Raw genomic sequence first — 13301 nt, 5'->3', positions numbered from 1 at the left:
GTCCGACGAGCACGAACGCGAGCGAGCGGACGCGACCGGCGGCACGATGGTGTGATGGCGCCCACGCAGCAGACGGTGCAGGTCGACGGACACCGCCTGCGCCTGAGCAACCTCGACAAGGTGCTGTACCCGGCGTCCGGCACCACCAAGGGCGAGGTGCTGCACTACCTGACGCAGGTGGCGCCCGTGCTGCTGCCGCACGTGGCGAACCGTCCCGTGACCCGCAAACGGTGGCCCGACGGCACCGGCGGGCAGATGTTCTTCCAGAAGAACCTCGACGCCTCCACCCCCGACTGGGTCAAGCGCCGGTCGATCCAGCACAAGACGTCGTCCAACGACTACGCCCTGGTCAACGACCTCGCGACGCTGACCTGGCTCGGCCAGACCGCGACCCTGGAGCTGCACACCCCGCAGTGGCAGTTCGGCCGCACCGGCGCCCGGCTCGACCCGGACCGCCTCGTGCTGGACCTCGACCCCGGTCCTGGCGCCGGGCTGCCCGAGTGCGCGCAGGTGGCCCGCTGGGCCCGCGAGATCCTCCAGGGCATGGGCCTGGAGCCCTACCCCGTCACCTCCGGCTCCAAGGGCATCCACCTCTACGCCGCCCTCGGCAAGGCCGCCGACACCCGCCTCGGGTCCGACGCCGTCTCCGCCGTGGCGCACGAGCTCGCCCGGTACCTGGAGGCCGAGCACCCCGACCTCGTGGTCAGCGACATGAGCAAGAAGCTGCGCGCGGGCAAGGTGCTGGTGGACTGGTCGCAGAACAACGGCAGCAAGACCACGATCGCCCCGTACTCCCTGCGCGGCCTCGACCAGCCCTGGGTCGCCGCCCCCCGCACCTGGGCCGAGCTCGACGACCCGGACCTCGCCCACCTCACCGCCGACCAGGTGGTGGAGCGCGTCGCGACCGACGGCGACCTGCTCGCCCCCCTCCTGGAAGGGCACCGCGCAGCCCTGGAACCGACGCCCGAACGGCTCGCCACCTTCCAGAAGCTGGAGACCTACCGCGCCAAGCGCGACCCCGGGCGGACACCGGAACCCTTCGGCCCCGTCTCCGACGCCGAGGACGCCGACGAGCACGACCCCACCTTCGTCATCCAGGAGCACCACGCCCGCCGCCTGCACTGGGACTTCCGCCTGGAGCACGACGGCGTGCTGGTGAGCTGGGCCCTGCCCCGTGGCGAACCCACCGACCCGGCCAGGAACCACCTCGCCGTGCAGACCGAGGACCACCCCCTGGAGTACGGCTCCTTCGAGGGCAGCATCCCGGCCGGCGAGTACGGCGCCGGTGAGGTCACGATCTGGGACGCCGGCACCTACGACCTGGAGAAGTGGCGCGACGACGAGGTGATCGTCACGCTCCGCTCCGACCGGCGCGGCGCCCGCCGCCTGGCCCTCATCCGCACCGGCGGGCGCGACGGCGACGCCGAGAACAACTGGCTGATCCACCTCACCAAGGCCCAGCCGGGCGACGGACGCCAGGACCAGGCGGGACACGACGAGCCCGCCTCCGCATCCACGCGGCGGGCCGGGTCCGGGCGTCGGGCCGAGCCCGAGCAGGCGGCCGACCCCCCGCAGCAGGCCGAGCCCGAGCCGGCGGCCCCCGCGCGCGGACCCTGGCGCGCGATGCTGGCCACCGCCGCCACCGACGGCGAGCTCCGCGAACCCGACGAGTGGATGTTCGAGATGAAGTGGGACGGGTTCCGCACGCTCGCCCACGTCGAGGACCCGGCGACCGTGCGCCTCGTCAGCCGCTCCGGCCAGGACCTCACCGTCACGTTCCCCGAGCTCGGCGCGCTCGCCGCCCAGGTGGACCCCGACCGCCTCCCGGTCGTGCTCGACGGCGAGATCGTCGCACTCGACCGCGCCGGCCGCCCCGACTTCCGCCGCCTCCAGCAGCGCGCCAACCTCCGCAAGGAGCACGACGTCGCCCGCGCCCGGGCCCGCGTCCAGGTGGACCTCATGCTCTTCGACGTGCTCCAGGCCGACGGCGCCGACGTCACCGGCCGCCCGTGGACCGAACGCCGCGAGCTGCTGGAGTCGCTCGTCACGCCCGCACCGCCCGTGCACCTGCCGCCGGTGTTCGAGGGCGACCTCGATGCCGCCCTGAGAACCTCCCGCACCCTGCGCCTGGAGGGCGTCGTCGCCAAACGGCGCACCTCCACGTACACGGGACGACGCTCACGGGAGTGGCTGAAGGTCAAGCACAGTGCCACCCAGGAGATCGTGGTCGTGGGCTGGCGACCCGGGCGCGCCAACGCGGCGGTCATGGGCTCCCTGCTCATGGCGATCCCGGACGACGACGGCCTGCGCTACGTCGGCCGGGTCGGCACCGGGTTCAGCGAGCGGGAGCGCCGCGAGATCACCGCACGGCTGGAAGGCATGACGCGCAAGACACCCGCCGCGTCCGGCGTCCCCCGCGAGGACGCGTCGGACGCGCGCTGGGTGTCGCCCCGCCTGGTGGGCGAGGTGACGTACGCGGACTGGGCCGAGGGCGGCGACGGTGCCTCGGGCGAGCGGCGGATGCGGCACTCGGTGTGGCGGGGCTGGCGCCCGGACAAGTCTCCCGAGGACGTGCAGGTCGAGCACCCGGGCCAGGCGTGACGCTTGGCACACTTTTTGTAACCTCGTCCGCGCGCCGTGCCCGGCGGACCCGGCGTACCGTCACTGCCATGCGAGCGATCACCTACTCCGAGTTCGGCGACGCGGACGTGCTGCGGCTCACCGAGCAGCCCGACCCCCACATCGGCCCCGACACCGTCGTGGTACGCGTCCGGGCCGCCTCGGTGAACCCGGTCGACTGGAAGATTCGCGAGGGCCGGCTCCACGGCCTGATCGACACCCACTTCCCCGCGATCCCGGGCTGGGACGTGGCCGGCGTGGTCGAGCAGGTTGGCCTGGACACGCCCGAGCTCCAGGTGGGCGACGAGGTGTACGGCTACGTGCGCAAGGACACGGTCCAGGGCGGCACGTTCGCCGAGCTCGTGGCCGCGCCGGTGCGGACGCTGGCCCGCAAGCCGGCGTCGCTCGGCTTCGAGGAGGCGGCCGCGGTGCCGCTGGCCGGCCTGACCGCCTATCAGGCGATCGAGCGGTCCGCGGTCGGGGAGGGCCGGACCGTGCTGGTGCACGCCGCGGCCGGCGGCGTCGGCGCGTTCGCCGTGCAGATCGCCAGGGAGCGGGGCGCCCGCGTGATCGGCACCGCGAGCGAGCGCAACCACGAGTTCCTGCGTGGCCTGGGTGCCGAGCCCGTCACCTACGGCGACGGTCTGGCCGACCGGGTCCGCGCCCTGGCCCCCGATGGCATCGACGCGATCCTCGACTTCGCGGGCGGCGGCGCCGTCGCCGCGTCCGTCGACCTGCTGGCCGACGCCGGCACGCTCACCTCGGTCGCGGACCCGACGGCCCGCTCCGAGCACGGCGGGCAGTACGTGTGGGTGCGCCCGTCCACGACGGACCTCGACGCGCTCACCGCCCTGTTCGACGCCGGCCGGCTCTCGGTCGAGGTCGCCGAGGTCTTCGACCTGGCCGACGCCGCCGACGCGCACCGGGCCAGCGAGACGGGCCACACCCGCGGGAAGGTCGTGGTCCGGGTCTGACGGCCCGGGGTGCCGGCGCGGTTGCCTCAGGTGTCGGCGGGCTCGGCGGTCGCGATCTCGGCGGGCGAGCGCAGCACGCAGAACTCGTTGCCCTCCGGGTCGGCGAAGGTGACCCATCCCGAGCCGGGGCCGTAGATCCCGCGGTGGTCGGCGACGACGGTGGCACCGTGCGCCGCGATCCGCTCGATCTCGGTGTCCCGCAGGTCCGCGCGGGGGCGCAGGTCCAGGTGGAGCCGGTTCTTGGCCGACTTGCCCTCCGGCACCTCGATGAACAGGATGTCGACCCCCGCGCCCTCGGGGTCGGTGATCATGCACTCCTCGTGCCCCGGAAGGTTGGGGTCACCGGGCACGTCCTGGTACCCGAGCACCGGCTTCCACCACTGGGCGAGCGAGTACGCGTCGGAGCAGTCGACCGTCACGTGCGACACGAAGGCAACCATCCCCGGACCCTGCCACACACCCCCACTCCGCCCAACCCCATTCCGCTCCCTCCGGCCGGAGCCGGAGCCGGAGCCGGAGCCGGAGCCGGAGCCGGAGCCGGAGCCGGAGCCGGAGCCGGAGCCGGAGCCGGAGCCGGAGCCGGAGCCGGATGGTCGGCAGAAGGTCAGGTGATCGGCACCCCGGGGTGCCGATCACCTGACCTTCTGCCGACCATCCCGTCCGCGCACCGGCGGTGCCGACCATCCCGTCCGCGCATCAGGAGTGATGGTTACCTCCATCCGCGCGGCAGGGGTGGGGGCGGGAGGTCTCGGGGGTGCGGGGGCTCGTCGGGCGGGGGTGGGAGGTGGCGGCCGATCCTGGCGAGCGCAGTGGCCGGGCCGTCCGACGCGGTGACGCGAACCACGGTCCAGCGCTGGTCACGGAGATAGTCCTCGCGCCGCTTCTCGTCGAACAGCGCGCGTCCGGCGTCGTGCCGGGGGCCCAGCGCACCCTGCGTGTACTTCACCCGACCGTCGAACTCGGCCAGCAGCCGGAACTGCTCCCAGCCCAGGTCGGCGCGGAACTCACCGTGGGGTGTGGGCACGCGGAGCTGCGTCATCGGGCGCGGTAGCCCGGCGCGCAGGACGAGGTAGCGCAACCAGCTCTCCCACGCCGACTCCGCCCCCGCATCGGCCATCGCCAACACCAGGAGCGCACGACGGCGACCTCGCGGATCACGTCGGCCCACGACGGACTCCCGGGCAGCAGCCAGGTCCGCACCGAGAGCGCGCGCGTGGTCCGCGATCACCAGCGCGAGCAGCGGGTGGAGCGACAGACAGCAGTCCGCGACCGTCCGGGCCAGGCTTGTCACGGACGCCGCGCCCACCACGGTCCGTTCGTGCTCGCCCAGCGTCAGCCGGTGCCGGGCGATGTCCAGGGCCGACGCCGACGACGCCCGGTACGCCTGCACCACGTGCACACGCTCCGGCAGCTGCCAGAGCCTCAGGCCGTGCAGCAGCGCAGCCGACTCGTGGCTCACCACCGCACCGCGAAGCTGGGAGCTCACCGCGAGGACACGAGCCGTCGCCCGTTCGGTCGCGTCCCGGTACCGGTCGGCAGAAGCAGGCCGCTTGCCGCGGTAGGCGCCCCGGCGGATCTTCTCCATGCGCTCGTCCCGCAGCGCGCGACGCAACGCCTCTCGGTCGTGGTGCCGGGCGAGGATGATTCCCGTCTCGTTCATGCAGCGACGATCACCCACCCCGTCGCGCCACGCCCACCCGGATCACGCCCCCTGTGCACAACACAAGCCCGCGCCGCCCTGTGGAGGACTTCCCGCACCGGTCGGCAGAAGGTCAGGCGGTCGGCAGAAGGTCAGGTGATCGGCAGCCCGGGGTGCCGATCACCTGACCTTCTGCCGACCACGTCGCTCCGAGTCGCGCTCCGGCGCCCCCCGCCGGCATCACCCCGGGGACGAGCGTCCGTGCCGCCAGTAGCCCACGAAGTCCACGTGCGTCTTCGGCACCCCGCACTCCCCCACCAGGTACCGGCGTGCGCCCGTGGCCAGCGACGACTCACCGACGGCGAAGGCGTGCACCGCGCCGCCGGACCCGGCGAGGTCGAGCTCGCGCAGCGCCGCGAGCGCCGCCTGGCCCGGCACCGCGTCGGCGGCGTCCCGCACCACCCAGCGCAGCTCCACGCCGGCCGGAGCCCGGACCTCCTGCCGGTCCTCGGCGGTGGGTACCTCGACGACGGCGATCCCGCGGGCGTCACGCGGGAGGGACTCGCAGATGCCCGCCACGGCGGGCAGGCCGGACTCGTCGGCGACCAGGAGCGTCCAGTCGTGCGCGTGCCGCGGGTCGTAGCCGATTCCCTGGTCGAGCAGGCCCACGCGGGTGCCCCGTTCGGCCGCCTCGGCGAACCCGGCTCCCGGCCCGGACGGGTGGGCGTCGCCGGCGTGCTGGTCGCCGTCGCCGTGGAGCACGAAGTCGACGTCGATCTCGTTCAGGTCGGGCCGCGCGGCGCGGACGGTGTAGTTGCGGACCCAAGGGCGCCGCGCCTTCGGCGTCGTCAGGTACTCGGCGTACCAGAGGGCGGAGGAGCGGGTGGGCAGACGCAGCATGTCCTGGCCGGCGCGGGGCAGGAAGAGGCGGAACCACTGGTCGTACCCGGCCGGGGTGAACTGCGCCAGCCCGTCGCCGCCGAGCGTCACGCGCATCATGCTGGGCGTGACGCGCTTGGTGTTGACGACCTCAGCCATGACGACATGCGGATCGACCGCTTTGCGTCCCTTGTATCCCATGCACCGAGGTTAGGCATACCTAAGTAGGTTTGACCAGGGGCTGGTCCGCATCGATCTCCCGCGGGTTCCGGATGCCGATCAGCGAGAGCAGGCCGCCGGCCACCAGCAGCGCCGCGGTCACGAGCAGGGCACGGTGGAACGAGGCCACGTCGAGCACGCCGCCGGTGATGATGCCCGCGAACGCGACCGTCACCAGCCCGGCCACCCGGGCGACCGCGTTGTTGACCGCCGAACCGATCCCGGCGTCGTGGGGCGGGACGGCGCCGAGGATGGCGGCCGTCAGCGGCGCCACCGTGATCGAGAGGCCGAGCCCGAACACGAGCTGGCCCGGCAGCACCTGCGTCGGGTAGAACGCCGTCTCGTCCATCGCGAGCATGAGGAGGAACCCGGCCGCGGCCACGACGGGCCCGACCGTCATGAACAGCCGCGGCCCGTACCGGCCGGACAGGGTGCCGAACCACGCGGACAGCGCGATCATCGCGAGCGTGGTCGGCAGCTGTGCCACCCCGGACCAGGTGGCCGAGTACCCGGCGACCTGCTGCAGGAACAGCGTCAGCACGAACCCGCCGAGCGAGAGGGCGCCGTAGATCGCCGTGGTGGCCAGGTTGCCCCACGCGAAGTTGCGCGCCCGGAACAGCCGCAGCGGCAGCATCGGGTCCGCCGCCCGCCGCTGGTGGATGACGAACGCCACCAGCAGCACGGCACCCCCGAGCGCCGACACGAGGACGCCGGGCGAGGTCCACCCGAGCCGGTCGCCCTCGATGAGCCCGAACACCACGCCCGCGAGCCCGAGCGCGGCGAGCACGGCGCCCGGGACGTCCACCCGGCGGCCCGGTTCGCCGTCCGCGGCCGGGACCCCGCGCAGCAGCCAGAGGGTGAGCGCGATGACGGGCACGTTGATCCAGAACACCCAGCGCCACGACACGAAGTCGACCAGCATGCCGCCGACGAACGGGCCCACGATCATCGCACCCGTCGTCCAGGACGTCCACCGCCCGATCGCGCGGGACTGCGCCTCGCCGGAGAACGTGGCGACGATCAGCGCCAGGGAGCTGGGCACCAGCAGGGCGCCCGCCACGCCCTGGAGCGCACGGGCGACCACGAGGACGGGTCCCGTCACCGCCACCGCGCACAGCACGGAGGCCACGGCGAAGCCCACCAGCCCGACCGCGAGCACCCGCCGGCGCCCGTAGACGTCCGACACCGAGCCCGCCACGAGCATCAGCGCGCCCAGGGTCACCAGGTACGCGTCCACGACCCACTGCTGCAGGGCCAGGCCCTCGGCGCCCGGGCCGCCGAGCTCCCGCGCGATGGCGGGCAGCGCGACGCTCACGACCGTGCCGTCGAGGAAGGACACGAACGAGCCGAGGATCGCGACGAGGAGCACTCGCCGCTGGAGCGTGGTCACGAGACACACGCTATGCCCCGCCACCGACACCCGCGCCGCCTCGGGGCCCGGCACCGCCCGGACCCGGCGATGCGGCACCATCGGACCATGGACCTGACGATCCGCCCCGCGACGGCCGACGACGCGGCCGCCTGCGCCGACATCTACGGCTTCTACGTGCGCCACACCCACGTCAGCTTCGAGACCGAGCCGCCCGGCACCGCCGAGATGGCCCGGCGCATCGCCGGCTACTCGGCCGGCCACGCCTGGCTCGTCGCCGAGGACCGGGCCACGGGCGACGTCGTCGGCTTCGCCTACGGCAGCCCGTACTCCGCACGCGAGGCCTACCGCTGGGCCGTCGAGACCAGCGTGTACCTGGAGGCGGGCCGACGCCGGACCGGCGCCGGCCGGGCGCTCTACGAGGCGCTCTTCGAGCGGCTGGCCGAACGCGGCTACCGGCGCCTCGTGGCGGGCCTGGCCCTGCCGAACGACGCCAGCCTGGGCCTGCACATGGCGCTCGGCTTCGAGGTGGTCGGCACGCTGCGCCGCATCGGGTGGAAGCACGGCCGGTGGCGCGACGTCATGCGCCTCCAGAAGGACCTCGTGCCCGAGCTCGGCGGGGCGCCGCCCGCCGGCGAGCCCGGCTGACCCGCCAGCCCGGCATCTACCCGCTGCACCCACCGCCGTCAATTCGGCGCTGCGATCATCGCCCTGCACCGCTGCGGTGCAGGATCCGTGCATGGACCGCATCGTCCGCGTCGCGACACCAGACGACGCCGCAGCCTGCGCCGGGATCTACGCCCCCTTCGTCGCCGACTCGGCGGCGACCTTCGAGACCACCCCGCCGGACGCTCGCGAGATGACGCGCCGCATCGAGCGGTTCTTCGGCCGGGAGACCTGGCTGGTGCTGGAGACCGAGGGGGTCGTGGCGGGCTTCGCCTACGCCAAGCCGTTCGCCGACCGGCCCACGTTCCGCTGGACGCTGGAGACCAACGTCTACGTGGCCACGGACCACCAGCGCCGCGGCGCCGGCCGCGCGCTGTACGACGCGCTGCTGGAGCGGCTCGCCCGGCGCGGCTACCACCGCGTGGTGGCCAGCATCGTGCTGCCGAACGACCCCGCCGTCGCCCTGCACGAGGCCGCCGGGTTCCAGCGGGCCGGCTCGTTCGAGCGCATCGGCTGGAAGCACGGCCAGTGGCACGACGCCGTCATGTTCCAGCGCGACCTCGTGCGCGACGACGGCATCACGCCGGGCAACCGCACCGCCGACGCCGAGCTGCCGAGCCTGCTCACGCCCGAGCCGCTGGAGGTCACGCGCACGCCGCTGGTGCGCCCGCACCCCGCCGAGGACCTGGTGGCGTACTTCGGCGACTGAGCTTTTGGGCTCGCAGGCGGCCCCGCCCGTTCCCTAGGGTCGCTCCCATGAGCATCACCGTGCGCCCCGTCGGGTACGACGACCAGCCCGCCTACACCCGCCTCGGCGGCGAGGCGTTCGGCGCGCCCGACGGCGGACGCGCCGTCCCCACGCGCGAGGAGTGGACGGCCGCCGGCTTCCGGGAGTGGGGCGCCTTCGACGGCGACGACCTGGCCGCCCGCCTGCGTGTGTACGGGTTCACGTCGTGGTTCCACGGCGCGCAGGTGCCGACGGCGGGCGTCGCCGGGGTCGCCGTCGAGCCCGAGCGGCGCGGCTCGGGGCATCTCGCGCGGCTCTTCGCGGCCGCCCTGGCCGAGGCCCGCGAGAGCGGCGAGACCATCTCGACGCTCTACCCGACCGCGCCCGGCATCTACCGGGGGCTCGGGTACGAGGTGGTCGGCTCGTTCGACGACGTCGACGTGCCGCTGCCGAACCTGGGCCGGGTGGCCGCGCCCGACGGCGTGGTCACCCGCAGGGCCGGCGTGGCCGACTTCGATGCCGTCGTCGCCGTCCACCGCACCTGGGCCGCCCGGCAGAACGGGCCCGTCTCCCGGGCCGAGAAGCCGTTCTGGACCCCGCCCGAGAAGTTCTTCGCCGACTACACGGGCGTCACGCTCGCGATCGACGAGCGGGGCGCCACGGGGCCCGAGGGCGAGGTGGTCGGCTTCGCGAGCTGGATCCGCGGAGAGGGGTACACGCCCGCCACGGCGGTCATGGAGATCGACGACCTCATCGCCCTCACGCCGGACGCCGCCCGCGCCCTGTGGCGCACGGTCGGCAGCTTCTCGACGGTGGTCGGCACGGCCCGCGTGTCGACGTCGGGGCTGGACCCCGCCTGGCTCGTGCTCCCCGACCTGACGACGACCGTGCACTCCGCGCACCCGTACATGCTGCGGGTCCTGGACGTCGCCGGAGCGCTGCGCGGCATCGAGTCCCCGCTGGAGGGCGTGCGCGTCCCGTTCGCCGTCCGGGGCCCGGCCGACCTCACGGGCGGCTGGACGCTCACCGTGTCCGACGGCGTCACGCACGTCGAGCAGGACGACGTCGCCGTCGGGGACGCGCACCACGAGCGGCCCGTGCTCACCGCGAACGGGCTGGCGCTGCTGTACGCGGGCGTGCAGTCGGCGGCGAACCTGCGGTTCGGGGGCCACCTGACCGGCCCGGACACCCACGACGCGCCCCTGACGGCCCTCTTCGCGGGCCGTCAGCTCCACGTCCGCGACTACTTCTGATCCTCCCCCGTCCCCGGCGGCGGATAATCGGCGGGTGGAGATTCCTGCCGGCTGGTCCGTCGTCCTCGTCGTCACCGCGCTCTGGAACCTGGTCATCTGGCCGCGGTTCTGGCAGCGCATCGCCGCCGACCCGCGGTCGCGCGACGCCGAGGGCCGGGCCACGCGGTTCCGTACCGTGCACGCCGTCCTGATCACGGTCTCGCTCGCCCTCGCCCTGGCGGTCGGCGTCCTGGGCGTCCTCACCCTGTTCTGACGACGGCGCCCGCCGACGTCCGGGCACCGCCCGCTTGTCACCATACCTGGAGGTAGGTATGGTGCCGCCATGACCACGGCCACAGCTCGCGACCGGCTCGTCGACGCCGCGCAGGACCTCTTCGCCACCCAGGGTGTGGGCGCCACGAGCCCGCGCGCCGTGCTGGGCGCGGCGGGCGTCGGCCAGGGCAGCCTCTACCACCACTTCCCCACCAAGCACGACCTCGCGGTGGCCGCCGTCGGCGCCACGGTGGACGACGCGCTCGCCCGCGCGATGCGGACCCTGCGCAGCGACTCCCCCGCCGTCCAGCGCGTGATCGCCTACCTCGAACGGCCACGGGACGCCCTGGCGGGCTGCAGGATCGGCCGCCACACGTCCGACCAGGCCGTGATGGACGACGAGGGCCTGCGCGACGTGCTCACCGCCTACTTCGTGCGGCTGCTCCGCGAGCTGACCGCGATCTTCCGCGAGACGGGCCTGCCCGACGACGTCGCGCGCGACCGTGCGCACGCCGCCCTCGCGATCATCCAGGGCGGTTACGTCCTGGCCCGCGCCACGCAGGATCCCGACGCGCTCACCGCTGCGGTGCGCGGCTTCGTCGGCCTGCTGACCGAGAAGGAGAGCATGTGACCCTCCGCGAGCGCCTCCGCGCGCTGCCCGCGTTCGCCCGGCCGGGCCTGCCGGTGTTCGACCCGGACGCCGCGCCCGCCACGCCCCACGAGCTGTTCGAGACCTGGCTCGACGAGGCGATCGACGCGGGCCTGCTGGCCCCGCACGCCGCGACCCTCTCGACCGCCGACGCCGCGGGGCGAGTCCACGCCCGCACGCTGGTGCTCAAGGACGTGACGGCGCAGGGGTGGTGGTTCGCGTCCCAGTCCTCGGGGCCCAAGGGGCAGGACCTGGCGGCCAACCCGCACGCCGCGCTGACGTTCTTCTGGCCCGAGCTGGGCCGGCAGGTCAAGGTGACGGGCAGTGCGGCGTCGGCCGGGGCCGAGGTGAGCCGTGCCGACTTCCTGGCACGTCCGGACGCCTCGCGCGCCGCGGGCCTGGTGAACCGGCAGAGCGAGCCGCTGGGGTCACGGGACGAGTACGTGGCGGCCTTCACGGAGGCCCTGCGCGCCGTCACCGCGGACCCGGGGCTGGCCGCGCCGGACTGGACGGCCTACGTGCTGACGCCGGTGAGCGTCGAGTTCTGGCAGGCGCCCGACGACGGGCCGCACACCCGCCTGCTCTACCGGGCCGACGCCGGCGGCTGGTCCGCCGGTCTGCTGTGGCCGTGATCCCGACCCATCCCGCCCCCGACGAAGGGACATCCCCCGTGAGCACCGCCGCCGACCTCGTCCCGCACGCCCTGACCGACTCGGCTGCCGGCCTGGACGCGCTCGTGTCCGCCGTCGGGCACCTGACCGCCGAGGACCTGGCGGGGCCGTCGACCCTGGAGGGCTGGACCCGCGGGCACGTGCTGTCCCATGTCGCGGGCGTGGGTGCCGCGCTGCTGGGGCAGGCCCGGGCCGCCGAGCGCGGCGAGGTGGTCCCGGTCTACGCGAGCCGCGCGGCGCGGGACGCGGCGATCGAGGCCGGGTCCGGCCGCACGCTCGACGAGCACCTGGAGGTGCTGTCGCGCCTGCGCGACGACCTGTCGCGCACCTGGCCGGCGCCCGCGTCGCCGTTGTGGGACGCCCCGAGCGGCTACCGCGACGGACCCCTGTCGGGCTGCGTCCTGGCCTGGTGGCGGGAGGTGCGCATCCACGCCGTCGACGCGACGTCCGGCACGGCGGCGCCGATCGGGTACGGCACGTGGGACGACACGCTGTGCGGCCACCTGCGCGCGTTCCTGGCCGTGCGCCTGCCGGACGGTGTCGCGGTGGACGACATCGCGGGCGACCCGCGGGACGTCACGGTGTGGCTGGCCGGGCGCGTGCCCGCGACGCCGCTGCCGGGCGAGCTGCCCGAGCTCGGGCCGTGGCCCACGTCGAGCCGCTGACGCCGTACGGTCCGCAGGCCCCTGGACACGGACCGCCGTGTCCAGGGCCTGCCGGTCCGAGGCTGTGCGGGGCCGGGCCGGTTAGGTTCCTCGCATGAGAGGCACAGCACCGCACGCCCCCGGCCCGGCGGGCCCGCCCGACGTCGTCGGGATCGTGCTCGCGGCCGGGGCCGGCACCCGGTTCGGGATGCCCAAGGCCCTGGTCCGCGACGACGACGGCACCCCGTGGCTGGAGCTCGCCTGCCGCGCGCTGCGCGAGGGCGGCTGCTCGGACGTCGTCGTGGTGCTCGGGGCGCGGGCCGACGAGGCCCGGGTGCTGGTGCCGGCCGACGCGCGCCCGGTGGTCGCGGCCGGCTGGTCGGACGGTGTCGCGGCGTCCCTGCGCGCCGGCCTGGCGGAGGCCGGGCGCACCGGCGCGGTGGCCGCCGCCGTCACGCTCGTGGACCTGCCGGGCCTGCGGCCCGACGCGGTGCGCCGGGTGCTGGGGACGCTCACCGAGCAGGCCGCCCGCGGCACGCTGGCGCGCGCCACGTATGCCGGCGATCCCGGGCACCCCGTACTCGTCGGCCGTGCCCACTGGGGGCCGCTGGCCGACGCGGTGCACGGGGACACCGGCGCCGGACCGTACCTGCGCGAGCATGGGGTGCGGGCCGTCGACTGCACGGACCTGGGCGGCGGGACCGACGTCGACCACCGGCCGTGACCGACCCCGGCCGGGG

At 74.7% G+C, this 13301-nt stretch carries 14 protein-coding genes; 10 read left to right on the top strand and 4 right to left on the bottom strand.

Going from position 1 to position 13301, the window contains the following annotated elements; all coding sequences use genetic code 11:
• The first annotated feature begins 54 nt into the window (after window positions 1-54).
• Together ACO229_RS01445 and ACO229_RS01440 are read left to right on the top strand one after the other, a co-directional pair.
• Window positions 55-2601 (top strand): ATP-dependent DNA ligase, encoded by a 2547-nt coding sequence (locus ACO229_RS01445; RefSeq protein WP_423463488.1) that lies wholly within the window; start codon window positions 55-57, stop codon window positions 2599-2601.
• A gap of 68 nt (window positions 2602-2669) precedes the next feature.
• On the top strand, window positions 2670-3593 hold the full coding sequence (locus tag ACO229_RS01440) for an NADP-dependent oxidoreductase (RefSeq protein WP_423463487.1): 924 nt from the start codon (window positions 2670-2672) through the stop codon (window positions 3591-3593).
• Between the two features lie 26 nt (window positions 3594-3619).
• On the opposite strand, the gene ACO229_RS01435 is transcribed toward ACO229_RS01440, so the two are convergent.
• From ACO229_RS01435 to ACO229_RS01420, 4 genes are all read right to left on the bottom strand, one after another.
• Window positions 3620-4033: a VOC family protein gene (locus ACO229_RS01435; protein WP_423463486.1), complete on the bottom strand. Its 414-nt coding sequence runs from the start codon at window positions 4031-4033 to the stop codon at window positions 3620-3622.
• Between the two features lie 269 nt (window positions 4034-4302).
• Window positions 4303-5253: a hypothetical protein gene (locus ACO229_RS01430; protein ID WP_423463485.1), complete on the bottom strand. Its 951-nt coding sequence runs from the start codon at window positions 5251-5253 to the stop codon at window positions 4303-4305.
• 219 nt (window positions 5254-5472) lie between these two features.
• Entirely contained in the window at window positions 5473-6270 is a 798-nt protein-coding gene (locus ACO229_RS01425) for a siderophore-interacting protein (RefSeq protein WP_423463484.1), read from the bottom strand.
• A 61-nt stretch (window positions 6271-6331) separates the two neighbouring features.
• A complete protein-coding gene (locus ACO229_RS01420) occupies window positions 6332-7720 on the bottom strand; it encodes a DHA2 family efflux MFS transporter permease subunit (RefSeq protein WP_423463483.1) in 1389 nt (462 codons plus the stop codon).
• Window positions 7721-7807: 87 nt separating this feature from the next.
• Between ACO229_RS01420 and ACO229_RS01415 the strand changes: the two genes are divergently transcribed.
• The 8 genes from ACO229_RS01415 to ACO229_RS01380 all read left to right on the top strand — a co-directional run bounded on the left by ACO229_RS01415 (window position 7808) and on the right by ACO229_RS01380 (window position 13285).
• Entirely contained in the window at window positions 7808-8347 is a 540-nt protein-coding gene (locus ACO229_RS01415; RefSeq protein WP_423463482.1) for a GNAT family N-acetyltransferase, read from the top strand.
• A gap of 91 nt (window positions 8348-8438) precedes the next feature.
• On the top strand, window positions 8439-9074 hold the full coding sequence (locus ACO229_RS01410) for a GNAT family N-acetyltransferase (RefSeq protein WP_397411236.1): 636 nt from the start codon (window positions 8439-8441) through the stop codon (window positions 9072-9074).
• Window positions 9075-9121: 47 nt separating this feature from the next.
• Entirely contained in the window at window positions 9122-10345 is a 1224-nt protein-coding gene (locus ACO229_RS01405) for a GNAT family N-acetyltransferase (protein ID WP_423463481.1), read from the top strand.
• 34 nt (window positions 10346-10379) lie between these two features.
• Window positions 10380-10598 carry an SCO4848 family membrane protein gene (locus ACO229_RS01400; RefSeq protein WP_397411240.1) on the top strand — a complete coding sequence of 73 codons (219 nt, stop codon included), beginning with the start codon at window positions 10380-10382 and terminating at the stop codon, window positions 10596-10598.
• 69 nt (window positions 10599-10667) lie between these two features.
• The gene (locus ACO229_RS01395) at window positions 10668-11228 is read left to right on the top strand and encodes a TetR/AcrR family transcriptional regulator (RefSeq protein ID WP_397431060.1); all 561 of its coding nucleotides are present in this window, start codon (window positions 10668-10670) and stop codon (window positions 11226-11228) included.
• Window positions 11225-11878 carry a pyridoxine/pyridoxamine 5'-phosphate oxidase gene (locus tag ACO229_RS01390; RefSeq protein WP_423463480.1) on the top strand — a complete coding sequence of 218 codons (654 nt, stop codon included), beginning with the start codon at window positions 11225-11227 and terminating at the stop codon, window positions 11876-11878. Before ACO229_RS01395 ends, ACO229_RS01390 begins: the two co-directional genes overlap by 4 nt.
• 38 nt (window positions 11879-11916) lie before the next feature.
• A complete protein-coding gene (locus ACO229_RS01385; RefSeq protein ID WP_423463479.1) occupies window positions 11917-12582 on the top strand; it encodes a maleylpyruvate isomerase family mycothiol-dependent enzyme in 666 nt (221 codons plus the stop codon).
• A gap of 94 nt (window positions 12583-12676) precedes the next feature.
• Window positions 12677-13285: a nucleotidyltransferase family protein gene (locus ACO229_RS01380; protein ID WP_423463478.1), complete on the top strand. Its 609-nt coding sequence runs from the start codon at window positions 12677-12679 to the stop codon at window positions 13283-13285.
• The last annotated feature ends 16 nt before the right edge of the window (window positions 13286-13301 follow it).

It is taken from the genome of Promicromonospora sp. MS192, assembly GCF_049532985.1.
Classification (GTDB): Bacteria; Actinomycetota; Actinomycetes; order Actinomycetales; family Cellulomonadaceae; genus Promicromonospora.
The sequence above is the reverse complement of the archived record's forward strand: the minus strand, read 5'-3'. Positions and strand labels throughout refer to the sequence as shown.

Excerpts from the sequence above, each read along its gene's own strand:
- ACO229_RS01445 (WP_423463488.1), top strand. The coding sequence starts at position 55 with ATGGCGCCCACGCAGCAGACGGTGCAGGTCGACGGACACCGCCTGCGC.
- ACO229_RS01415 (WP_423463482.1), top strand. The coding sequence starts at position 7,808 with ATGGACCTGACGATCCGCCCCGCGACGGCCGACGACGCGGCCGCCTGC.
- ACO229_RS01395 (WP_397431060.1), top strand. The coding sequence starts at position 10,668 with ATGACCACGGCCACAGCTCGCGACCGGCTCGTCGACGCCGCGCAGGAC.
- ACO229_RS01410 (WP_397411236.1), top strand. The coding sequence starts at position 8,439 with ATGGACCGCATCGTCCGCGTCGCGACACCAGACGACGCCGCAGCCTGC.
- ACO229_RS01440 (WP_423463487.1), top strand. The coding sequence starts at position 2,670 with ATGCGAGCGATCACCTACTCCGAGTTCGGCGACGCGGACGTGCTGCGG.
- ACO229_RS01380 (WP_423463478.1), top strand. The coding sequence starts at position 12,677 with ATGAGAGGCACAGCACCGCACGCCCCCGGCCCGGCGGGCCCGCCCGAC.
- ACO229_RS01430 (WP_423463485.1), bottom strand. The coding sequence starts at position 5,253 with ATGAACGAGACGGGAATCATCCTCGCCCGGCACCACGACCGAGAGGCG.
- ACO229_RS01435 (WP_423463486.1), bottom strand. The coding sequence starts at position 4,033 with ATGGTTGCCTTCGTGTCGCACGTGACGGTCGACTGCTCCGACGCGTAC.
- ACO229_RS01405 (WP_423463481.1), top strand. The coding sequence starts at position 9,122 with ATGAGCATCACCGTGCGCCCCGTCGGGTACGACGACCAGCCCGCCTAC.
- ACO229_RS01425 (WP_423463484.1), bottom strand. The coding sequence starts at position 6,270 with ATGGCTGAGGTCGTCAACACCAAGCGCGTCACGCCCAGCATGATGCGC.